The sequence below is a fragment of the Streptococcus tangpeifui genome (assembly GCF_044503215.1).
Taxonomy (GTDB): domain Bacteria; phylum Bacillota; class Bacilli; order Lactobacillales; family Streptococcaceae; genus Streptococcus; species Streptococcus tangpeifui.
Genome location: NZ_CP172427.1, coordinates 1,508,125 through 1,531,940 on the forward strand (window position 1 = coordinate 1,508,125; position 23,816 = coordinate 1,531,940).

The 23,816-nt window shown below is 41.9% G+C and carries 17 protein-coding genes; 7 read left to right on the forward strand and 10 right to left on the reverse strand.

The genetic code is table 11. The annotated features are described in order from the left end of the window. Position 1: 1 nt before the first annotated feature. Genes ACFSN5_RS06945 through ACFSN5_RS06955 form a run of 3 tightly spaced genes read right to left on the reverse strand, consistent with a single transcriptional unit; the run spans position 2 to position 4,169 of the window. The gene (locus tag ACFSN5_RS06945) at positions 2 to 1,183 is read right to left on the reverse strand and encodes a pyridoxal phosphate-dependent aminotransferase (protein WP_165210200.1); all 1,182 of its coding nucleotides are present in this window, start codon (positions 1,181 to 1,183) and stop codon (positions 2 to 4) included. After that, entirely contained in the window at positions 1,180 to 1,659 is a 480-nt protein-coding gene (locus tag ACFSN5_RS06950) for a cell wall elongation regulator TseB-like domain-containing protein (protein ID WP_165210197.1), read from the reverse strand. The genes ACFSN5_RS06945 and ACFSN5_RS06950 overlap by 4 nt, the downstream gene beginning before the upstream one ends. 38 nt (positions 1,660 to 1,697) lie before the next feature. Continuing rightward, on the reverse strand, positions 1,698 to 4,169 hold the full coding sequence (locus ACFSN5_RS06955) for a bifunctional DnaQ family exonuclease/ATP-dependent helicase (RefSeq protein ID WP_165210194.1): 2,472 nt from the start codon (positions 4,167 to 4,169) through the stop codon (positions 1,698 to 1,700). Positions 4,170 to 4,649: 480 nt separating this feature from the next. Here ACFSN5_RS06955 and ACFSN5_RS06960 point away from each other — a divergent pair, with 480 nt between their 5' ends. Next, the gene (locus ACFSN5_RS06960) at positions 4,650 to 5,333 is read left to right on the forward strand and encodes a CPBP family intramembrane glutamic endopeptidase (protein WP_165210191.1); all 684 of its coding nucleotides are present in this window, start codon (positions 4,650 to 4,652) and stop codon (positions 5,331 to 5,333) included. 54 nt (positions 5,334 to 5,387) lie between these two features. Here ACFSN5_RS06960 and ACFSN5_RS06965 read toward each other — a convergent pair whose 3' ends face one another. Next, complete coding sequence (locus ACFSN5_RS06965; protein ID WP_165329112.1) at positions 5,388 to 6,152, reverse strand: (S)-acetoin forming diacetyl reductase; 765 nt, start codon at positions 6,150 to 6,152, stop codon at positions 5,388 to 5,390. Positions 6,153 to 6,330: 178 nt separating this feature from the next. Here ACFSN5_RS06965 and ACFSN5_RS06970 point away from each other — a divergent pair, with 178 nt between their 5' ends. Then, on the forward strand, positions 6,331 to 7,161 hold the full coding sequence (locus ACFSN5_RS06970) for an alpha/beta hydrolase (protein WP_165210185.1): 831 nt from the start codon (positions 6,331 to 6,333) through the stop codon (positions 7,159 to 7,161). Positions 7,162 to 7,674: 513 nt separating this feature from the next. Here ACFSN5_RS06970 and ACFSN5_RS06975 read toward each other — a convergent pair. Together ACFSN5_RS06975 and ACFSN5_RS06980 are read right to left on the reverse strand one after the other, a co-directional pair. Further along, positions 7,675 to 8,427 (reverse strand): esterase family protein, encoded by a 753-nt coding sequence (locus ACFSN5_RS06975; RefSeq protein WP_165210182.1) that lies wholly within the window; start codon positions 8,425 to 8,427, stop codon positions 7,675 to 7,677. A 55-nt stretch (positions 8,428 to 8,482) separates the two neighbouring features. Then, positions 8,483 to 9,661, reverse strand: coding sequence for an ATP-grasp domain-containing protein (locus tag ACFSN5_RS06980; RefSeq protein WP_165210179.1), 1,179 nt, complete (start codon positions 9,659 to 9,661; stop codon positions 8,483 to 8,485). A 154-nt stretch (positions 9,662 to 9,815) separates the two neighbouring features. On the opposite strand from ACFSN5_RS06980, the gene ACFSN5_RS06985 reads away from it, so the two are divergent. Beyond that, a complete protein-coding gene (locus ACFSN5_RS06985) occupies positions 9,816 to 10,454 on the forward strand; it encodes an MBL fold metallo-hydrolase (protein ID WP_165210176.1) in 639 nt (212 codons plus the stop codon). 124 nt (positions 10,455 to 10,578) lie between these two features. On the opposite strand, the gene ACFSN5_RS06990 is transcribed toward ACFSN5_RS06985, so the two are convergent. The 4 genes from ACFSN5_RS06990 to ACFSN5_RS07005 form a co-directional block, all read right to left on the reverse strand. Then, the gene (locus tag ACFSN5_RS06990; protein WP_165210173.1) at positions 10,579 to 12,441 is read right to left on the reverse strand and encodes a bifunctional homocysteine S-methyltransferase/methylenetetrahydrofolate reductase; all 1,863 of its coding nucleotides are present in this window, start codon (positions 12,439 to 12,441) and stop codon (positions 10,579 to 10,581) included. Positions 12,442 to 12,456: 15 nt separating this feature from the next. Further along, positions 12,457 to 14,694, reverse strand: a complete 2,238-nt coding sequence (gene metE, locus ACFSN5_RS06995; RefSeq protein WP_165210170.1) for a 5-methyltetrahydropteroyltriglutamate--homocysteine S-methyltransferase — start codon at positions 14,692 to 14,694, stop codon at positions 12,457 to 12,459. Positions 14,695 to 15,398: 704 nt separating this feature from the next. Next, positions 15,399 to 18,080, reverse strand: coding sequence for a cation-translocating P-type ATPase (locus ACFSN5_RS07000; protein WP_165210167.1), 2,682 nt, complete (start codon positions 18,078 to 18,080; stop codon positions 15,399 to 15,401). A 318-nt stretch (positions 18,081 to 18,398) separates the two neighbouring features. Continuing rightward, positions 18,399 to 18,791, reverse strand: coding sequence for a DUF1934 domain-containing protein (locus tag ACFSN5_RS07005; protein WP_165210164.1), 393 nt, complete (start codon positions 18,789 to 18,791; stop codon positions 18,399 to 18,401). Between the two features lie 121 nt (positions 18,792 to 18,912). On the opposite strand from ACFSN5_RS07005, the gene ACFSN5_RS07010 reads away from it, so the two are divergent. The 4 genes from ACFSN5_RS07010 to ACFSN5_RS07025 all read left to right on the forward strand — a co-directional run bounded on the left by ACFSN5_RS07010 (position 18,913) and on the right by ACFSN5_RS07025 (position 23,784). Next, positions 18,913 to 20,205: an HD domain-containing protein gene (locus ACFSN5_RS07010; RefSeq protein ID WP_165210161.1), complete on the forward strand. Its 1,293-nt coding sequence runs from the start codon at positions 18,913 to 18,915 to the stop codon at positions 20,203 to 20,205. Positions 20,206 to 20,531: 326 nt separating this feature from the next. Further along, a complete protein-coding gene (gene yidA, locus ACFSN5_RS07015; RefSeq protein WP_165210158.1) occupies positions 20,532 to 21,341 on the forward strand; it encodes a sugar-phosphatase in 810 nt (269 codons plus the stop codon). Further along, positions 21,341 to 22,552: an aminoacyltransferase gene (locus ACFSN5_RS07020; protein WP_165210155.1), complete on the forward strand. Its 1,212-nt coding sequence runs from the start codon at positions 21,341 to 21,343 to the stop codon at positions 22,550 to 22,552. Before yidA ends, ACFSN5_RS07020 begins: the two co-directional genes overlap by 1 nt. Continuing rightward, the gene (locus tag ACFSN5_RS07025; protein ID WP_165210152.1) at positions 22,552 to 23,784 is read left to right on the forward strand and encodes an aminoacyltransferase; all 1,233 of its coding nucleotides are present in this window, start codon (positions 22,552 to 22,554) and stop codon (positions 23,782 to 23,784) included. Before ACFSN5_RS07020 ends, ACFSN5_RS07025 begins: the two co-directional genes overlap by 1 nt. Positions 23,785 to 23,816: the final 32 nt, after the last annotated feature.

Consider the following 23,816-nt stretch of genomic DNA (forward strand, 5'->3'; position numbering starts at 1 on the left):
TTTATTTCTCCATAAATGCTTTAATTCGACGGACAGCTTCCTTGAGCGTATCCAAATCGGCTGCATAGCTGAGTCGGACATTGTAAGGTGCCCCAAATCCGGCACCTGTTACTAGGGCAACACCTGTTTCTTCCAAGATAGCTGTGGTAAAGTCGGTCACATCATCGTAACCCTTTATTTTCATTGCTTCCTTAATATTTGGAAAGAGGTAGAAAGCACCCTGTGGCTTGACTGTTTTGAAACCAGGAATTTCATTGAGCAGAGGGTAGATGGTATTGAGCCTTTCCTCAAAGGCCTGCCGCATGTTTTCAACCGTAGACTGGTCCCCTGTAAAAGCTTTGATAGCTGCATATTGGGAAACTGTCGTAAGATTAGAGGTCGTCTGACTGATAATTTTACCCATAGCTCCGATAATCTCTGGGTTGCCAACGGCAAAGCCAACCCGCCAACCTGTCATGGCATAAGATTTGGCAGCTCCATTGATTACAATAGTCTGCTGCCTGATAGCCTGAGACAAGGTTGAAATCGGTGTAAATTCAGCCCCATTGTAGACCAGACGTCCGTAGATATCATCAGCTAAAATCAGGATATCGTGTTGGACAGCCCAATCGCCAATAGCCTGCAATTCATCAGCTTCATAAATCATCCCCGTTGGATTGGATGGACTGTTGAGAAGAAAGACCTTGGTTTTATCTGTTCTAGCAGCCTCTAGCTGGTCAACAGTCACCTTAAAATTATTTTCCTCCTTGGCTGGAACAAAGACAGATCGACCCTGAGCGACCTTAACCTGATCAGCATAAGATACCCAATAAGGTGTCGGAATAATCACTTCATCACCTGGATTAAGGACAGCCATAAAGAAGGCATAGAGAATAAATTTTGCCCCTGTTCCTGCCACAATCTGGTCGGTCTCCACTGAATAACCATAGAATTTTTCCATATAGGTATTGATAGCAGCCTTAAGCTCAGGCAAACCAGAAGCGACTGTATAAAAGGAAGCCTGACCATTCTCGATAGCTTTAATGGCAGCTTTTTGGATATTCTTGGGTGTTACAAAATCAGGCTGTCCTAAAGTTAGACTGAGAATATCACGTCCTTGTGACTTGAGTTCTTTAGCACGAGCCCCCGCAGCAAGGGTAATACTTTCTTCCATCTCTAAAACACGATTTGATAAATAGGTCATAGTCCCTCCCTTTTTATAAGATCACCTGTTTCAAAATTAACAAGATAATAGGCACCATCAGAACGGACTTCCCAAACTGGGACACCTTCTGCCATGCCAAAGGTTGTCTTTTGGATGGTTTCAGCACCATTGGACTTAGCTACTCTTTGGGCATCCTTAGAACTGATACCCTGATCAGCATGATAAACATAAACTTGACCAGAATGCTTTTTATTGATAGTTACCATAATCCTTTGGCCAGATTCATCCTGACCAAAGACTGTATAAAAAACTTCCTTGCCATTGTACTGTTGAACAGTGCTAATAGAACTGAAATCTGCGTACTGTCTAGCTGTCTTAATCGCCTCGGTCTTCATTTCTTTTTGAGGCTTGGTAGCCCCTATTAAGAAACTAATAGCTCCGGCAAGAGCTAAGACTAGGATTAGCAAAACGCTGATAAAATACCGCCAAAAATGCCTTTTTTTAGGCTCTTCCATACGATCAACCTTCTCATACATTAATAGAATCTATTATATCAAATATTTTTGAAAAAATGAGTCAATTCTGGCAATATTCTTACAAATTTTCCTTCTGATACAGGAAATCTCTGGGCAAGAGTATCATAAATTAAACGACCGTAACCCTTAGTCAAGATTCGCTTATCTAAAATAACTACTGCTGACTTTTGAGACTGATGTCGCTTGCTGCGGCCAATAGCCTGCATAAGCCGCAAAATAGTTACCGGCAGGCTGTAATCATAGAATGGATGTTTTCCAGTTTGGATCAACTGACGATTGAGCTTTTTTGTGAAGGGGTCTTCAGGATTATCAAAGGGAAGTCGGGTGATAACTTCAATCAGATTCTCTTGATTGTTAAAATCTACCCCTTCCCAGAAGGAGCCTGTTCCTAGGAGAATACTTGCTTCCCCCTTATCAAAACGTCGCTTGACATTAGCTGCCAGACCGTTCTTGTGTTGACAGAGGTGGGATAAGTCTGCTTCATCCAGTTTTTCAGAGACATCGAACATAGGTTTTTTAGCATTGAAGAGTACCAGAATGGGTTTATTCAGTCGGCTTAACTCTATCAAGCGGCTAGCAATTTCTTGGGCGTAGTCTTGAGCAGACAAGTCAGGAATAGCTGGCATAGAGCTATCCAGCCAGATTTCTTGTCCCATCTGGCGTTCTTGAGCTAATCGCTGATAATCGTAAACCTTAAAGCCTAGCAGATCAGGCAGGGAAACCTGCTCGCTAATATCCAGACTGGCTGAAACAAAATAAGTTTTGGCCGTCTCTGGCAGAAAATCCTTGAGATTCATAAAATCCAGGCGAGCACTATTCAGCTTAGTGATACGATGTTCTTGAGACCAATCCTGACTGAGCCAAAAATCAGAAAAAACAGGGGCAAACAGCTCCTTGAGTTCAAACAAGTCAGGCTCATCTAGCTCCAACAAATCTTGTCGAATTTTTTCAACCTGACAGTCTGGAATAGTTAGCTGCCTATTCTGATAAAATTGCTGGTTTAAATTGGACAATTCATACTGGAGGCTCTCCAGAATTCGACCTTGAAGATGATTGTTTGGATGCTCCAAGGCCTCATGCAAGTGTTTCATAACCTGATTGAGATTAACCTGCCGTCTGGAGAATTGCTCCATATTGAGAAAGAGTTTTTGGGCTTCATCAACTACCAGCACCTGCCCCTTGACAAATTCCTTGTCATCTTCAACCCTAGTCAGAAAATAAGCATGGTTGGTAATGACAACCCGTGCTTGCTTAGCACGTTCGTAAGAAATTTTCCAGAAATCACAATCCCAAAAAGGAGATTTTTTGCTGAGATTGCCATCGTGACGAATTTGGTCAAAGTAGGCCTCAAAACGCTGTTTCTGCTTGATTTCATCAAGATCCCCTGTCTGGGTTTGTGTCAGCCAGACTAGGAGTTGCATCTTATAACGATTGACCAATCGATTACTATCATCCTTGGCCAAACTTTTAGCGAAAGCATCTAATTTGATGTAATTTCGTGGACTTTTGAGACTGTGCAAATTGACATGAAAAACCTGAGCCAACTGCTGCCCTTCTTGCTCCATGATTTGATCCTGCAAAACCTTGGTTGGTACTGTCACAATAATTTTTTCATTCCTAACCTTGGTCAAAAGAGGCAATAAATAGCCGTAAGTTTTCCCCAACCCAGCCTGAGCTTGAATAAAAAGAGGTTTGGGACGGTCATAATTATCGCTGATTGCCTGAGCAAAAGTCGCCTGAGCTGGCCTATCTTCCAAATCCAAGAGAGCCAAATTGGTCGCAAAATCCGCGGATAAATGACGCTCTTGCAGCAAGGAAGCTACTTTTCTCACAAGTAGATTATTGACATCAAGAAACTCCTTAGGTACTTCGGCTGCCATACCAGCATAAATTTCGTCGATTACCAGACGAGACTCATAAAGCAAATGGTCTGCAAAATCCAAAATCCGTTCAACCGTTAAGCGAGGTAAGCTAGCAATTTTTTCCTGAAGCTTGAGCAAAAGTTGAGCGGTAGCATAGGCATCGGTTATAGCCGTGTGGGCCTGTTCTAAATTTAACTCTAAATGCCAGGCCAAATCCGACAGACGATAACGCTCCAGAGTAGGAAAGAAAACCTGTGATAATTCCACTGTATCCACTCTGGGGGTCCGCAATTCATAACCTTCTAAAAAGAGTTGTTCTGCCAAGAGATTAGCATCAAATTTCACATTGTGGGCAACGAAGATACAATCTTTAATCAGATCAAAAATTTCTTCAGCCACCTGAGAAAAGTCTGGAGCCTTAGACAGCTGTTGGTCTGTAATTCCCGTCAGCTCAATAATATGATTGGTCAGGTACTCATGAGGATTGACATCGGTCTCATAGGTCTGGACGATTTGACCTTGCTCAACAATGACAATCCCAACCTGAATAATCTGAGCCGTCGTCGAAGCACTGGTAGCTTCCAAGTCAACCACGGCATATTTTCGTCCAAGTTTCTTGTCAGTCATAGTGTTTCTATTATAGCATGAATAGGAGTTGGAAAGAAGTCGTAAATCTAAGATACACAAATAAAGCCACTCTATACGACACCTTAGAGTGGCTTCAGAAATTAAAAGTTCTTGATAAGACTACCTCATATTACCCGCAGAAAAATGAAAAAAATTTAAAGCACTTGTAGAAGCTTGAGCAAAAACCCTTGACCCTACCAACCTAACTCAGGCGCTGCTGTATTTCCGTTAGACACTAGATAGACTGAAGGCAAAAGTCAAAAGCAGCTGTGCCAGTGCAACTGTTCCATGAACTGCACAACGCTAGAGCTTGTCCCACTCTTTGAATATTCTTAACCAGCCGGATGTATTTGTTTACAAATTACAAAAATCTTTCAAATCAACTTGATTTCTTCTGCATTTTCCGTTAAGGTAATAGGTAATTGAGATTTGACGACAAATCAGACCAAATCCTGAATTCAAACAGATTGGAGGGGTCTCATGAAAACCCTACTCGACAAACTTAAATGGATTGGCCTAGCCTTTGCTTTTCTATTCCTTGACTTTCTGGCTCAAACCTTGTTTTTGGCTCACAAACAACTGTCACATACAGGACCTGCCTTGATAGCTAGTCTGGGATTAACCGCCGTTGCCGTTCTGGCTTGGTTGAGCTTACGACTTTTAAAAGAACCCATAACCTTTAAAAAGATTAAATGGGATATGTACGCCCTCTATGTTGGTATCGGCACGGTTATCCTATTTGTCATCAAAATAATTGGAGGCATTATTCACCAGCTGATGACCCACACAACCACCTCAGCTAATCAGGCAGCTATTGATAGTCTTGGAATGCCAATCTACCTCTACTTCATCTTTGCAGTAGTCTTCGCTCCCATTTTTGAGGAGATTATTTTCCGCAAGTGTCTTTTTGAAAAACTCTTTGGTTTTGGCCGCTGGAAGTGGCTGGGATTAATCGTAACCAGCTTTCTCTTTGGCCTACTGCATCTGTGGTCTTCTCTTGACAATCTGATGTCCCTAGGACTTTGGATTACCTATGCAGGCATGGGGCTAGTCATTGGCTTTACTACCATGATGAACAAGCGTATTGAATTTGGTTATAGCATTCATGTCATTAACAATGCTATCGCTGTCTTCTTTATTCTGCTCATGCAAATCGCTCAATAATTATATTGAAAAACGACCTCCTAAACTAGAGAGGTCGCTTTTACTGTTTTAAAATTAGTGGAATTGCATTCCACCATCTACAATGATGGTCTGACCTGTAACATAGTCAGAATCTGGACCTGCAAGGAAGGCTACAGCATTAGCCACATCTTCTGGTTCAGATAAACGCTTAAGAGTAATATCCTTAGCAAAGGTCTGCATCCCCCACTCGTCATCCTTACCAGCATTTTTACCAACTTCATGGGCAATATCATACATCATCGGTGTCTTTACAATACCCGGTGCATAAGCATTGACTGTAATACCATCATCAGCTAAATCACGCGCCAAGGTTTGGGTAATCCCACGTACTGCGAATTTTGTTCCACCATAGATTGTTAAGTTAGGATTGCCAACAACACCTGCTTGTGAGGTTGCATTGATAATTTTACCACCGTGACCAAGTTTCTTAAAGACCTTATGGGCAGCTTGACTACCCCAGATAACACCTCCAACATTGATCGCGAATGTCCGTTCAAATTGCTCTGGTGTGATAGTGTCCAGAGGTGTTGTCGGAGCAACGCCAGCATTGTTAACTACAACATTCAAATCACCAAAATGTTCGACAACTTTATCAAAAGCTGCCGCCACTTGATCTTGCTTAGACACATCTGCTACAACAGCAAGTGCCGTGTCAGGTGACAATTGCTCAACGGCTGCTTGAGCAGTCTCTTCGTTATAATCAAGGATTCCAATCTTAAATCCGTCTTGGTGCAAGCGCTTAGCAATGGCAAATCCAATACCTTGACCAGCTCCGGTAACAATAGCAACTTTAGACATAACATAACCTCCAAAATTTTATGAGCTTATTGTATCTTTTTCTGTTCTCATTGACAAGAAAAGGCTTACAATTTTAAGAATTTGTAATCATTCCCTTATGGTTTAAAAAATTTTAATCTTTTTTAGATAGTGCTGTTTTATGCTATAATAAGCACAAATAAACAGAGAAAGGCAGATTATGCGACCTACCAAACTCAACAATTACTATCTGGAAATGGAAGAACATTACCTGCATGTTCCCTACTATGATGAAGAACGCCGTATCCGAGTGCTTCTGCCTAAAGATTATGCTAAGGAAGACTGGGCCAGCTACCCTGTACTCTATATGCATGATGGCCAAAATATTTTTTACAGCAAGGAATCCTTCTCCGGCTACTCTTGGAAAATTATCCCAACCCTCAAGAATCATAAGGAGTTGCCTAAGGTCATTGTTGTAGGAATTGACAATGCCGAGGGCAACCGTCTCAATGAATATGCCCCTTGGATGACAGATGTCGGTACCACGCCTGAAACCGCCAGTGTCGGGGGGGACGGCATGGCTTACGGAGACTGGCTAGTCAACATTGTTAAACCTTTTATCGATAAAACCTATCGCACTAAATCAGACCCTGAGCATACCCTGCTAGCCGGCTCATCCATGGGCGGTATTATTACTGCTTATATGGGAGCTGCCTATCCAGATGTTTTTGGTGGTTTGGGAGTCTTCTCACTAGCTTCTTGGTTCAGCGAACGTGATTTTTTACGTTACTGTAATAATCACCCACTGGAAAAAGATACTAAGGTTTATATTCAAGTGGGCACCAAGGAAGGTGACGAAGTAGATGAAGCTTTCGCGCCTAACATGAATCAAGCCTACATTGACTGCAGTCTACATTACTACCAATCTCTGCTCAAATCAGGAACACCTATGGAGCATATTCAATTGCGAGTTATGGCTAATGAAATCCACCACGAAAAATACTGGGCGAACCATTTCCTTGAATTTTTACAGTTTACGTTAAAAGAATAAAAGATAAGGTTGGAAAAGTATTCCATCCTTATCTTTTTTGCAGTAATAACAGCTTGACGCAATGATTGGAAGTAAGACTTGTTGGCTATGCCAAGAAGTTTTACCCTGCACAGTTCATGAGGTGCTTTAGCACCAATAAACCACTGCTGGCTGATTTTCCTTTTGCCACAAGGCCAAAGCGGAAAACCTAAACGAATGTGATGGTCATCGTTCATCTTATTTCCAACCTCAAAAGACCTCCCAGATCTTTTGAGGTGTGCGGAGGTGGGTTAAAAAGGTCTAGTAGACCCTTTTAATTGGGAAATAAAGCTTGCTTGCAAAGCAAGTGTCAAAATCCTCCAGTGGACTTTGGCAGTCTGGGGATAGACTGCCAAAGCCTGCCACCTAAAAACAAGAAAGTGGCAGAGGCCTGAGCCTTAAAATGGGAGAGCGAAGAAAATCAAAATCGTAATTTTATCACAATTTACTAATTGAGTCCCACTCTCTCTTTGTCACTCCCATTTTTATTTATAATTAAATCCTTCCGTCTTCTTCTAATTTTCCTAAGAAGTATGGCATCTGCACACGCCACCACGGCCAATCATGGGCAACGTCATTACCCCAGTAGTCGAACCAGCCGGGGATGGACTTGGATGAAAAAGCTTCTTCTAAGCGCATGGTATCAACGATATGGGGAGCTTCCCAGTCACCTTGACCAACTGAAACGATATAGGCATTCTGCCGATAGCGATCCAAGAACCAAGAGTCTTCCTGATTCCAGAGATAATCTAAAGGTGAATTATAATAAACAGCTGGATCGCCATAGTATTCTCCCGTAAAGAAACGGGCATCATAGACGCCGGACTGAGCTACAGCTACATCAAAAAGATCCGGATGCCGCAGGGCAAAGTTGATAGCATGGAAAGCCCCCATGGAGCAACCCGTCGCCATCATGCCCCCTGTCCAGTTAGATTCATAACGAATCAGAGGTACCAATTCATTAACGATATAACGATCATAAGCTTCGTGAGCCAAAGCCATATCATGAGCTGTTTTTCCTTCACAGAGCCAAGATTCATTATCAAAAGAATCTGGCGTATAGAATTTAACCAAGCCACGGTCAATAAAGTCCTGACAGGCCTCGATCATGCCGAAGTCGCCGTATTCATCCTGACTGCCACCCGATGAGGGAAAAACAACAACCGGCTTACCAGCATGACCATAGACATTAAAATACATCTCACGGCCAAGTTCCCCCGACCACTGACTTCTTCTTTCAAAATGCATAACTTACTCTAACAGGAGATAATGAAAATCTCTTGCCGTTTCCTTTCTAAAAATCTCAAACCTTAGCTTGGGCATAACTGACTAATTCTCTGAGCTCATCCATAGTTTGGGTTCTAGCTAGGATACCAACTTCTCCCATGATTTGAGCGAAAACACCCGGAACAGACTGAATCAAAATAATCTGATCACCAAAGTGAGCTTGAATATCTTCTAAGCTATGAGCATAATTACGATTGGCCTTACGAGAGATATAAACCACATTATAACGATGCTGAACATCGGCGGTAAATTGATTGTCCCGTACAATCTTGGCATACTGGTCAAAGATATCAAAATCATCTGCATAGTTCCACATATCAATAGTCAAGCCACCTGGTGGACGGCAGTTGATTTCAAGAGCCATAAGGTCTTTGGTTTTCTTAACGCGGAAGAATTCAAAGTGGAAGAAACGTTCTTTTACGTTGAAAGCCTTGACACATTGCTTTCCTAGCTCAATCAACTCTGGTGAAAATTCCCTCGGAATATAATAGAACATGTCATTATCATGGTCTAAGGTATCTAGGACAGCTTCAGAGTATTCTAAACCAGAGTAAAAGACGATGTTTCCATCATGGTCAGTCAAGCCGTCAAAGGTGATAATATCACCGTCAATAAACTCTTCCATGATGTACTCAACACCGGGCGTCTGGTGACTCAAAAAATCCTCCAGTTCAGCTTGTGACTTAATCTTATAAGTGTCAGAAGCTCCTACTCCTGAATTGGGCTTAATAATAACTGGAAAGCCAAGCTCCTGAGCCAGATTGCGTGCCTCATCATCACTGTGAAAAACTTCTCCTCGGGCAACCTTGATACCAGTTTGGCGGAAAATTTCTTTCATCTGCCGTTTGGTCTTAATGGACAGCATATCATCATTTTTATATCCAAAAACATTAAAGTCTGTCCGCAAACGGGCATCTAACTCCAGCCAATATTCATTGTGAGATTCGATGCGGTCAATACGACCATACTTATGAGCAAAGTAGGCTACTGCTCGGTAGACTTGATCGTAATCCTCCATATTATCTACACGGTAATATTCGGTTAAAGCAGTTTTCAAGCTATCACTCAGTTCCTCATAAGGGGTATCCGCAATTCCCAAAGTGTTAAAACCATTGGCCCTTAGACGATGGGCAAAGGGTTCAAAGTTCGTTGGGAAATGAGGGGAAATCATTACAAAATTTAAGGGTCTTGTCATTTGAGCCTCCTCTATTATCATTACCTTTATTCTACCATCTTTCAAGCTATTTTGACAGATTTTTCTGAAAATTCTCCCGGTAAAGATCTCTAGCTAAAGACTTTTATCAGCGGCTGCGTTATAATAAAGGCAAATCCATTCAATGGAGGTCCCTATGAAAATTTATACTATTAAAAATCACGTTGCTCTTGAAAACACCTATATTCTGGAAAATGAACAAGCCCTTCTCGTTATTGATCCCGGCAGCAATAATCAAGACATTTTGACTAAGCTAAATGACTTGGCTAAGCCTGTCGCAGCAGTGCTTTTAACCCATGCCCACTATGACCATATCATGAGTCTGGATGCTGTTCGTGATGAGTTTGGACAGGCTCCAGCTTACATCTCAGAAAAAGAGGCAGATTGGTTAACCAGCCCTGTTGATAACCTGTCAGGCCTCTCCCGCCACGATGATATGGCGAATGTCACAGCAAGGCCTGCTGACCACTTCTACCGTTATCGCCAGACCTACGAGTTGGCTGGCTTTAATTTCACAGTTGTTCCAACGCCCGGTCACTCTTGGGGCAGCGTCTCCCTCATTTTTAAAGCTGATGAGATTGTCTTCTCTGGCGATGCCCTCTTCTGCGAAACTATCGGCCGAACGGATCTTCCAACCGGAAATCAGCAGCAGCTTCTGGACTCCATTCGCCAAGAACTCTTTACGCTTCCTAACCACTACCAAGTTTATCCTGGCCATGGCTTTGATACCACTATCGGCCATGAAAAAACTTTCAATCCTTTTTTTAGGGACTAATCGTTAGGTTAAACGAAAATAGTTTAAGACACTCTTACAAAATTTACGTTTAACCGTGATAAAAACGAATGATTCTGATTGCCTATCATTGGACTTTCAGGCTCATTCGTTTTTTTGATGTCTCCTATTTTCTTTGCTCTTGGTGTTGTATTCGGGTTTTCTTTTTTTGAATATAGTCAATTAAACCCAAGGTCAAATCATAGCGTAAAAAGGGCGTAATCAGATAGATTCCATTAAAATGCTCCAATGCGCAGTCGATTAATTTCTTACTTTCTGCCAAAGCAATGGCCTGACAAGCCTTTTTGTCATCCTTAACGGCTTTTAACTTTTCCAAAAACACTTCTGATAAATAAATGCCCGGAACCTCATTGTGCAGAAAAATGGCATTGTTATAGGAAGTTATAGGCATAATGCCGATGAAAAAAGGCTGGTCATAAGCTTTTGTTAAATGTCCCATTTGATGGATAATTTCCTCGCTAAAAATAGGTTGTGTAATAAAATAATCTGCGCCTGCTTTAATTTTACGTTCAATAAGGCGACTGCTTTTGTCGAGCTGACGGATATTAGGATTAAAAGCTGCTGCCGTTGTAAAATGAGTTGCCCTTTTTAAACTGGCTCCACTATAACCTTTTCCGTGGTTTAATTGCTTAATTAGGGAAAGTAATTTAAAACTGGTAGCATCATAAACACTAGTAGCTCCGGGGAAATCACCAATTTTTGTGGGGTCGCCTGTAATAGCCAGAAGTTGATTAAAACCCAGTACATCCATTCCCAGCAAGCGTGACTGCAAACCTATCATATTATGATCGCGACAAGCAACATGGAGTAAAAAAGGCGTTGTTATTTCATTTTTTAAGAGAGAAGCAAGACTGAGATTGCAAATACGCGTTTTGGCTAAGGAATTGTCTGCTAAAGTAATCGCAGCAATATTCTTTTTATCTAAGGCTTTAATACCTTCAATAAATTTTTCAATGGCTAAGGTTTTTGGGGGATCAATCTCAGCAATGATGGTAACTTCTTTTTTAACCTTATCTGCTAACGTTTCTTTTTTACTAATTTCATCGATGAGTTCTTCTTCAGTGATCAACGGGGTAATAGTCTTACGTTCAACTGGCTTTAAATTTTTGATACCCCGCTTAATAGCTCTTATATGATCTGGAGTCGTTCCACAGCAACCACCAATTAAACGGACTCCTTCTTCCACAAATAGTCGGGCGCAGTATTCAAAATAGTCCGCATTCTGACTGAAATGATACTGTCCTTTTTCATTGTCACTAGCAAATGATAAAAGGCTGGCATTAGGATAAGCAGACAGATAACTTTGTGCAAAAAGCGGCACCTGTTTGAGGGACTGAATCATGTGATAAGGTCCCAGATGGCAGTTCAGTCCGACAATATCGGCACCTAACATCACCAATTGACTAAGGGCTTCCACCAAAGGACGGCCATCTTCTGTGATGCCTGCTTCATGAAGTGCCATATTGGTTATCAAGGGTAAATCAGTCAGTGGTCTTATCGCTTTTATAACAGCCTCTAACTCTTCCCTGTCATAATAAGTTTCAAACAGCAAGCCGTCCAGCTGCCCAGTTTCTAAAAGTACCTGCGCCTGCTCAACAGTCTCTTTGACAATATCTTCTAGGCTAAGCTCGCACTGTCTTAGCCCCCGTGAAGCTCCTATTGTTCCCAGAACAAAAACACTTTCCCCAGCAGCCTGACGAGCGATCTCAACTGCTTTTTGATTGATTGACTTAACATCATTGTCATAGCTGAAACTTTTAAGGCGGTGACGCTTAGCGCCGTAAGTATTGGTCTGAATGATATCAGCACCGGCATCAATATAGGCCTTATGAATGGCTGATATACGTTCTGGATGGCTGATATTATAATAGTCATGGCAGGACTCCAAGCCATCAGCATAAAGAAGGGTTCCCATAGCGCCGTCAGCTACTAAAATATCGGTTTTTAGTCTATCTAGCAATTTGGACATGGATACTCTCCTTAATTAACTTCTTAATTTCCGACGAACTTCCTTGGTTGCTGCAACTAAAACCTTAAGAGCAGCAAGCGTTTCAGGTTCCTGACGGGTTTTCAATCCACAGTCAGGATTGACCCAAAATTGCTTAGGAGACAGTCTACGCAAAGGCCTTTCAATATTAGCAATAACTTCTTCTTTAGTCGGCACGCGCGGAGAGTGGATATCGTAAACGCCTAAACCTATACCCAGCGGATAAACTGCTGTCTCAAAGGATTCGATAATATCTCCGTGACTGCGGCTGGTTTCAATGGAAATGACATCCGCATCAAGTGCCCGAATAGAATCAATGATTTCATCGAATTTAGAATAACACATGTGCGTATGGATTTGCGTTTCATCTTTGACAGACGATGTTGCGATATGAAAAGCGCGAACGGCATCATCAAGGTAAGCTTTTTGTTTAGCTTTGCGCAGCGGCAATCCCTCACGAAGAGCAGCTTCATCAACTTGGATGATAGCAATACCGGCATCTTCTAGAAGCTTAATTTCGTCTTTGATAGCTAGACCGATTTGATCAAAGAGCTGTCTTCGCGGAATGTCTGTGCGTTCAAAAGACCAGTTAGTAATCGTGATTGGGCCTGTTAGCATACCTTTGACCGGACGGTCAGTCAGACTCTGCGCATAAACCGTTTCACGGACAGTCAAGGGTTTAATATGCTGGACATCTCCGTAAATAATAGGTGGTTTCACAGCCCGAGAACCATAAGACTGGACCCAGCCAAGCTTCGTCGTAGCAAAGCCAGCCAGCTGCTGACCAAAGAATTCGACCATATCAACCCGCTCAAATTCGCCATGAACTAAAACATCAAGATCTAAATCCTCCTGAATTTTAATCCAGCGTTTAATCTCAGCATTTATATAGTCTTGATAGTCCTCATCGCTGATGTTGCCGCGTTTCCAAGCTAAGCGTGTCCGTCTGATTTCCTGCGATTGCGGAAAAGAGCCAATGGTTGTCGTAGGCAAAAGCGGTAACTGTAGTTTTTTCTGCTGTAGATCTCTTCTCTTTTTAAAACTGCTGATGCGCTTAGTCGCTGCTTGCTCTGCATTTTCCAATTCAATATTTCTGAAATCAGCAGCCTGGAGTGCTTCAAAATGAGCGATATGCTCTTGATAGGCGGGAGTTTCTCGGCCATCCAGCTTTTCAGTCAGAAGTTTGACTTCCTGCAATTTTTCATCAGCAAAGGCCAGACCGTTTAACAAAACAGCTTCAAGATCCGTTTCATTTCTAGCCGTTACGGGGACATGCAAGAGCGAACAAGAAGGCTGGACGGTCACCTCGGAAGCATTGTCTTTGATAATCTTCAAAAGTTCGGCAGTCTTCACAAAATCGGAACTCCAGATATTACGGCCATCAATCACTCCTGCAAAGATTTCCTTATCTTTGAAAAGTCCCGAAGTCAAAGCAGCAAGATTTTCTTTCAGACCATGAACAAAATCAAGTCCAAAAGCTGCAACAGGGAGTTGCGACAGGATTTCGACATTGATCAAAGCTTCAAAGTAAGTTTGAAAGATAAATTTAGCCTGAGGAATTTCCTTAGCAAAATAGCCATAGACACCTTTTGCTGCTTCAAGATAATCAGTGCCCTCATCAGTAACAAAGATAGGCTCATCAATCTGAATATAGACGGCACCTGCATCAACTAACTCTTTAAAAACTTGTTTGTAGAGCGGTAGGAGACTTTTTACGGCTACAGTGAAGTCTTCAACGCCCGATGATAGAGCGACATAGGTAATAGGGCCTGTGATAACGGGCTTTGCTTTGTCCCCTACAATCTCTCTTGCTTCTAAATAAAGTTCCAAAAGCCGATTATTATTCAGTTTGGGACGTTTTTTTGTCCACTCAGGAACAATGTAGTGATAGTTGGTATTAAACCATTTTTTCATAGAGGAAGCGACATTTTCCTTGTCGCCCCGAGCAATAGAAAAGTATAAATCAATATCTGCCGCTTCTTTAGAAAAGCGCTTAGGGATAATATTGAACTGCACAGACAAGTCCAAAATGTGATCATAAAAGGAAAAATCACCAACCGGAATTAAATCTAACCCCGCATTTAACTGTTTTTTCAAGAAATCTGTGCGCAGCGCTTTTGCTCCTGCAAACAGTTCCTGCTGGCTAATTTTTTGGGACCAGTAAGATTCAATCAGCTTTTTCCATTCACGATTTTCTCCTAAACGCGGATAACCTAAATTAGAAATTTTTGTCATTGCACCCTCCCTTATAGTTTTAAGTTAATATAAAGAAATTACTTAACTTAAAACTATAATCTATTTTTTATTTGATGATAAAAATCATACTAGATATTCCTTGTTAAATCAATAAATTATGGTTTTTGATTTTCTATCTTCTTCTATAGCTAGAAACTATAGAAATAGGTTCAGTTATAAGTTTTAACTATATCTAATACTTAGGATTTCCTGTTAATCCAAAAAATAAAAATGATGATAAAACGGAGGTAATTAAAGAGAACAGGATGGCTTCATATTCTTTAAAATATGCGGTGACTATTACTTAGACAGTGATTGATTAGGTTCCTCATCTCTTTGCCAATAGTTTGGAAAACTGGTGGAGTCTGGTGAACTACGCAGAATCGGGTCCGAAATATTCCACAACGGAGGATTTCAACCTGAGCTGGAACTTAAAGAGAGAGTAAAGTCAAGACTTGGTCTACTGTTTTCTTATAGGAACGCATCAGAGATTGTGAAGGTTTATAGAAGGGGATGCAATCCTATGGCAATCTATCCCCAGTTTCAGTCTATCTTTCTTATCCAAGTTGTAAGTGCGTTTAATTCGACATATTGATATATTTTTGAAGAAAGTGGTTTGAACATCTCAGTTAATTAAGTGTATAAAAAAACACACCTAGACCATTGCTCTAAGAAGCGTTTCAGTCACTAGTGTGTTTTAAACATTATATAGCTTTTTTATCTTGTCCTAAGGCTCTTTGGACAGCCTTGACTATTTCAACTAGAACGACAATAAGGAGACTGGCAATAATAACAGCTAACCATTGAGCCGTATCGAGGTAGGAAACGTGGAAGAGTTTATTAAAGCCAGGCACTACGATAGTCATCATGAGAATTAGAAAGGCTACTGGAATCGCCCAATTAAAGGTTGGATTACTAAATGGTCTAACCTTGAAAATTGATTGATAAACTGACTTAACGTTAAAAGCGTGAAGGAGTTGGATCAATCCTAGGGTTGCGAAGGTCATGGTCAAAGCATCCGCATGCATCATCTGACTATCAGTATGTTCTGGGAACATTAGAGCCCAGCCGTAAATACCGATAACCAGAGCTGTCTGCAGAAGACCTTGGTAGATGACAGCTCCAAAGACCCCACCGTCGAAGAAGTTAGACTTACGGCCACGTGGCTTATGGGTCATAACACCAGGTTCTGCTGGTTCGACCCCAAGGGCAATGGCTGGTAGGGTGTCGGTTACCAAGTTAATCCATAGGAGATGGACAGGCTGGAGAACATCCCAACCAAAGAGAGTGGCCAAGAAAATGGTGAAAACTTCGGCCATATTGGCTGAAAGCAGGTACTGGATAGACTTTTGGATATTGGAGAAGACCTTGCGCCCTTCTTCAACCGCAACAATAATCGTTGCGAAGTTGTCATCCGCCAGAACCATGTCAGAAGCGCCTTTAGATACTTCCGTTCCGGTGATTCCCATACCAATACCGATATCAGCTGTCTTAAGAGATGGAGCATCATTGACACCATCACCTGTCATGGCAACAACCTTGCCTTCATTTTGCCAAGCTTTAACGATACGCACCTTATGCTCTGGTGATACTCGAGCATAGACTGAGTATTTCTTAAAGACCTTTTGGAAATCATCGTCTGACAGTTCATTGAGCTCAGCTCCGGTCAGGACGTGATCTTGGCCATCTTCCTCAATAATTCCTAAGCGTTTAGCGATAGCTTCTGCAGTATCTTGGTGGTCTCCGGTAATCATAATCGGACGAATACCGGCTTCCTTGGCCACCTCAACCGCATGAGCGGCTTCTGGCCGCTCAGGATCGATCATGCCGACCAAGCCAGAGAAAATTAAATCAGCTTCGACAATCTCAGATTCCATAGTAGGAATTTCATCTACTCGCTTGTAGGCCATCATCAGAACCCGCAGGGCTTGCTTAGCCAAATCCTTATTCATAGCCAAAATATTTTTTTTATCAGTGTCCGTGATGGGACGGATTTGGCCATTTTCTTCAATTTGGGTCACCCGTTTAAGTAACTGATCAGGGGCTCCTTTGACGGCAACAAAGTAAGAATTATCCGTCTCTCTATGAATGGTTGACATAAGCTTGCGGTCTGAATCAAACGGCAGCTCAGCTACACGGGGTTCAGTCTGCAAGACTTCTCGCACATCAAAATTATGGTCAAAACCAAATTGAACTAGAGCAGTTTCTGTTGGGTCACCAATCAACCTACCTTGAGGGTCAATCTTAGTATCATTGGCAAAGTTCATAATCCGCAGAGTGTTATTTTCTGCAGAAATATCGGCAGCCGAAGATTGGAGATGACCGTTGGTATATACCTTTTCGACAGTCATCTGATTCATAGTCAGAGTACCGGTTTTATCTGAGGCGATGATTTCAGTTGAGCCTAGTGTTTCAACAGCTGGTAATTTACGCACAATAGAGTTACGTTTAGCCAAAGTCTTAGTCCCCATCGATAAGACGATGGTAACGATAGCAGGCAAACCTTCGGGAATTGCTGCAACAGCCAAAGCCACGGCTACCATAAGCCCGTTTAAAGGTTCTTCACCGCGGACGAAGATCCCAACTAAGAAGGTAATCAAGGCGATAACGACAATTAAGTAAGTTAAAGCCTTGGAAAGCTGAGTCAGACTCTGTTTGAGCGGCGTCTCAGTCTCATCCGCATTGGCCAGCATATTAGCAATCTTACCGACTTCGGTGTACATACCTGTGTTGGCCACAACACCAGAACCACGCCCGTAAGTGACATTAGAATTTTGGTAGGCCATATTGAGGCGGTCACCAATTCCAGCATCTTCCGCAACATCAACATTCAGGTCCTTTTCAACTGGAACGGATTCCCCTGTCAAAGCGGCTTCTTCAATCTTCAATGAAGCAGCTTCCAACAGTCGCATATCAGCTGGAACTACATCACCAGCTTCCAAAAGAACAATATCCCCTGGGACCAATTCCTTGGAGTCAATTTCAGTCACATGGCCATCACGGCGAACTCGAGCTAGAGGGCTGGACATATCCTTAAGGGCTTCGATGGCTGCTTCTGCCTGGCCTTCCTGATAAACACCAAATGCGGCATTCAGCACCACAACAGCTAAGATAATCAAGGCATCTGTTAAACCGTCCATTCCTTCCGTAACAACAGACAGAGCAGCCGCTACCAAAAGAATAATAATCATCAAATCCTTGAATTGGTCAATAAACTTAGCAATCAATCCTCTTTTTTCGCCTTCATCCAGCTCATTTTTACCATAAGCTTCTAAACGGCTTTGAGCCTGACCAGATGTCAAACCTTCTTTTGAACTGTCAACTTCTTTTAGGACTTCCTCAACACTTTGCACGTGATAAGAGAGCCTACTTTGTTCTTTGGACATAGTTTCCTCCATTAAATTAATAGATATAAGGGCAGTTTGATTAGACTGCCGCAGTTTAAATTTTTATCTCTTTTTTTCATAAAAAAGAGACCTGCTTAAAAAACAAGTCTCGCTGTTTAAGTCAGTGCCGGAAATTGCTTTCGTAATGACGACAGTGACACGTTTTCAAGGTTCTCATGTCCCTTCAAACGTCTGCTACTCCCTTGATATGCTTCTTATTATATAAAAAATCAGGTTGAAGCTCAAGGAAAAGTTCTTTATTTTATGGCTGGATAACTAGTTCCAGTCACTCAAAAGATTCATTGGGGTTGGAACTTTTCAATCTCTCCAAGCGATTTGCATATCGTAAGAGGCTAAGGGGATGTCTGCTTCCGGATCAGTTAAAAGATCATAGACCAGATGGAGCTGATGGCTGTCTCGATCTAGCTGAAAAGTCTTTGTCCTCGTTACAAGATGCTGAGTCCCCATTGAAGTTGGAATGGCCGCAAAATCAAGGTTTCCCTTAAGGAAACGCATGATGGACTTAGGATTAGAAAAGCGAGTCATGACTAGTTCCTTATGATTGAATTTGATGACTACCTTTTCTTCCTGACTGTTTTGATGAATGAGGTAGTCATAATCCCCCTTATTGGTCCACTGACAGTCATGAATTTCTTCAATAAACTCTGTCTGGTCCTCTATTTGGATGGTATTGTAAATCTTAATCTGCACGGTTTTCCTCCAAAAATAATGATGTACCTTCTAATTTTCAAATCTTCTCTAAAACTCGTTATTTTGCTCTAGTATTCTATCAATTTCAGCCTAATTTCGCAATTTTTGCTATACTAAAATCATGAATGAAAAAATTTTTCGTGATCCTGTTCACAATTATATATCTGTCACTGATTCCCTGATTTATGACCTGATCAACACCAGTGAATTTCAGCGCCTGCGGCGGATCAAGCAGTTGGCCACGACCAGTTATACCTTTCATGGGGCCGAGCATAGCCGTTTTTCTCATTGCTTAGGTGTTTATCATATTGCCAGCCGAGTAGTTGACTATTTCGAAAAGCATTATCCTAACGATTGGAATCCAGAAGACAGTCTACTGACTATGGCTTCCGCTCTCCTTCATGATTTAGGGCATGGAGCTTATTCCCATACATTTGAACGACTTTTTGGCACTAATCATGAAGTTATTACGCAAGAGATTATTACCAATGATCAGACTGAGGTCAATGCCGTTTTGCGCCGAATAGCTCCAGATTTCCCCGATAAGGTTGCTAGCGTTATTAACCATACTTACCCCAATAAACAAGTGGAACAGTTGATTTCCAGCCAAATTGACTGCGACCGTATGGACTATCTTCTGCGAGACGCCTACTACACAGGGGCCAGTTATGGCCAATTTGATTTAACACGAATTCTTAGTGTCATTCGTCCACATGGCAATGGTATTGCCTTTACCATTAATGGAACTCATGCTATTGAAGACTATCTTGTCAGCCGCTACCAGATGTACATGCAGGTTTATTTCCACCCGGCCAGTCGAGCCATGGAAGTCCTCTTACAAAATCTTCTTAAGCGGGCCAAAGCACTCTATCCTCAGCAAAAGGCTTATTTTGAGAAAACATCGCCTTGTTTAATTCCCTTCTTTGAGAAGAGCTACAGCCTACAGGATTATCTTTATTTGGACGATGGGGTGATGAACACCTATTTCCAGAGCTGGATGACCTCTGATGATGCTATTTTGGCCGACTTAGCCAATCGCTTCATTAATCGCAAGCTCTTCAAATCTGTCATTTTAACACAGACCAGCCAGACATCTCTTACAGAACTACGAAAACTGGTTGCAGCTATTGGCTATGACCCTGACTATTATACAGCCGAACATAAGAATTTTGATCTGCCTTACGATATTTACCGACCTGAAAAAGAAAATCCTCGTACTCAGATTGAACTTCTGCAAAAGGACGGCAGCCTCAAGGAGCTTAGTCAAGAATCTGACTTGGTCATGGCTCTAACAGGCACCGTTCACGGCGACAGTCGTTTCTATTTTCCAGCTGAAATGTTGGCTACCGATGACCTTTTTAGCAGTGAAAAAAAAGCGTTTCTCGGATACATTAACAATGATCGCCTGCTGTAATCTCAGCATCAAAAAAGACCTATGAGGCTGAGCAAAATCTCACTCAGTATTCCTTTTTTGGAATAAACTCTCAACCACTGCGTCAATCGAGTAAATCAAGAACTATGCTAACGAGTCTGAACTTTTGCCCCAAATCTTTTGAGCTGTGCGGGGAGTGGAAAAAAGTAAAAATTTCAATTTTAGTTTTTCTCCACTCCTATAGTGCCAGCTGACAAATAGCCTGATTTTTAGTAAAATAGTAGGGATGTATCAGCCCTCAAGCCTAGGCCACTGAGTGCTTGGGCTTTTATTTTATTCTATAAATTAAAACTGGAGAAAACAAAACCATGTCAATTAAACTTGTAGCCATCGATATTGATGGCACACTGGTTAACAGTAAACACGAAATCACACCTGAGGTCTATCAGGCTATTCAAGAGGCTAAGGCTGCTGGGGTTAAGATCGTTATCACAACGGGTCGACCAATCGCCGGCGTCCAAGAGCTTCTAAACAAGCTCAATTTAAACGAACCCGGGAATTATGTCATCACTTTTAATGGTGCCTTGGTGCAAGAAACCTCTACTGGCCAAGAAGTCATCAAAGATGCGCTTAGCTATGAAGATTACTTAGACATTGAATACCTAGCAACGAAATTAGGTATTCACTCCCACGCCATTACCAAAGATGGTATCTACACTAGCAATCGCAATATCGGTAATTATACAGTCCATGAAGCTACCCTAGTCAGCATGCCAATTTTTTATCGGACTCCTGAAGAAAATCGCAATAAGGAATTTGTCAAGACTATGTATATTGACGAACCTGAAATTCTGGATCAAGCCATTGCTAAAATTCCGCAAGAATTTTACGACCGTTTTACCATCGTTAAATCTCGCCCCTTTTACCTAGAAGTGCTGAATAAGACTTCTAATAAGGGGACCGCAATCCTCCATTTAACTGAAAAATTAGGTATTTCAGTTGAAGAAACTATGGCTATCGGCGATGAAGAGAACGACAGAGCTATGTTAGAAGTGGTTGGCCATCCAATTGTCATGGAAAATGGTAATCCTGAACTGAAAAAAATTGCTCAGCACATTACCAAATCAAACGACGAATCCGGTGTTGCATACGCCATTAGAAAGTGGGTTTTAGATTAATGTTTACTTATAAAGTGGGAATTTCTGCTCAAGAACATGACCAATTTGCCAAGGCCAGTAACCAAACCAATTTACTGCAAAGCTCCAATTGGGCTCAGGTCAAGGACAACTGGGATAACGAACGCCTTGGCTTTTATCAGGACGATAAAATGGTAGCCTCTGCTTCTATCCTGATTAAACGATTGCCTCTGGGGATGACTATGCTCTACATTCCACGTGGACCAATCATGGATTACCAAAATCAGGACGTCGTAGATTTCGTTATCAAGTCCCTCAAGAAATACGGTAAATCAAAACACGCCCTCTTTATCAAATTTGATCCGGCTCTGTTGCTTAAGGCCTATAAGATTGGCGAGGAAACCGAGGAAAATTCAAAAACTCTGGCAGTTATTGATAACCTCAAAAAAGCAGGAGCTGAGTGGACTGGCCGAACCATGGAAATTGCTGAAAGTATTCAGCCACGTTTCCAAGCCAATGTCTATACGCAGGAAGATATGCTGACGACCTTCCCTAAACATACTAAACGGCTGATGAAGGATGCCCAAAAGAGAGGGGTTATTACCAGCCGAGGAACTATCGATGATGTGCAAGCTTTCGCTGATGTTGTTGCCCTGACCGAAAATCGTAAGGGCGTGGCACTGCGCAACTACGACTATTTTAAGAAGATGATGACCATCTATGGTGATGATGCCTATCTTCATCTGGCCAAGGTCAACTTGCCTAAACGTCTGGCCGAATACAAGGAACAACTAGCCCAAATTGAAAAGGATTTGTCAGAGACTGCTGAAAATCAAAAGAAACGTCTGACTAAGTTGACCCAGCAAAAAAATTCCGTCCAAAAATACATCACCGAATTTGAAGAATTTGTTGATAAATATGATGACGAGCTCATTATTGCAGGGATTTTATCCGTCCGTTTTGGTAATGTCATGGAAATGCTCTATGCCGGTATGAATGATGAATTTAAGAAATTCTATCCACAATATTCGCTCTACCCTAAAGTTTTTGAAGATGCCTATGCTGATGGTATCATCTGGGCCAATATGGGGGGTGTCGAAGGGACTTTGGACGATGGTCTGACAAAGTTTAAATCTAACTTCAATCCAACCATTGAGGAATTTATTGGTGAATTTAACATTCCCGTCAGTCTTCTCTACAAACCAGCTATGTACGCTTACAATAAACGTAAACAAGCAAGGAGTAACCACTAATGACTTTTGAGATTTTAAGCAAAGATGTCTTTGAGACCTTTAGCCAAAAAGTTGCTTACAAGTCCTTTATGCAGTCACCCCAGATGGCTGATCTTTTTAAAAAGCGGGGCTATAAAATCGCTTATGTCGGCCTCAGAGCTGATGGTAATCTCCAAGTAGCTGCCTTGGTCTATTCTATACCCATGACCGGTGGCCTCCACATGGAAATCAACTCAGGCCCTTTCTCAACAGATACAAAATATCTAAGCGATTTCTACCGCGGTCTACAGGATTACGCTAAAAGCGAAGGCGCTTTAGAGCTAATTGTCAAGCCCTATGATACCTATCAAACCTTCGATAGCGATGGCCAGCCAAATGATGATGCCAAACCAGACCTGATTAAGACCTTTACCGATTTGGGCTTTGTCCATGATGGCCTGCAGACAGGTTATCCTGATGGGGAACCCGACTGGCATTATGTCAAAGATATGCGGGAGATTACTGCCGATAATCTCATGAAATCCTTGAGCAAAAAGGGACGGCCTCTGGTTAAGAAATCCAAGACCTTCGGAACCAAGCTGAAAAAATTGACTCGTGAAGAACTTCCAATTTTTAAAGAAATTACCTCATCAACCTCTGATCGGCGAGATTATACTGACAAAGACCTGGAATACTACCAAGACTTCTATGATAGTTGGGGGAATCAGGCCGAATTCATGATTGCCAGCCTTAATTTTCAGGATTACGCTAACCACCTCAAAGAAGGCAAGACCAATCTTCAAACTAAATTAGACAAACTCGCTCAGACCCATGCTAAAAATCCTGAATCTAACAAATACCTGCGGCAAAAGAGGGAATTGGAACAACAGTTAGCGACCTTTGATAAACGTCTGGAAGAAGCTCAGGATTTAATTACTAAGCATGGAGATCAAGACGTAGTTTTAGCTGGCAGTCTCTTTGTCTATACCAAGCAGGAAGCCATCTATTTATTTTCAGGCTCTTATACCGAATTTAACAAATTCTATGCCCCAGCCCTCCTGCAAGAGTATGTCATGCTGGAAGCTATCAAACGTGGTATCCCAAGTTATAATTTCCTTGGCATTCAGGGAATTTTCGATGGTTCCGACGGTGTTCTCCGCTTCAAGCAGAACTTCAATGGTTACATCACTCGGAAGATGGGAACTTTCCGCTATTATCCAAATCCCTTCAAATTTAAAGTCTTGAAGGGCATCAAGAGACTTCTAGGACGCTAATGACAAACAAAGAGGCTGAGAAAATCTCATCC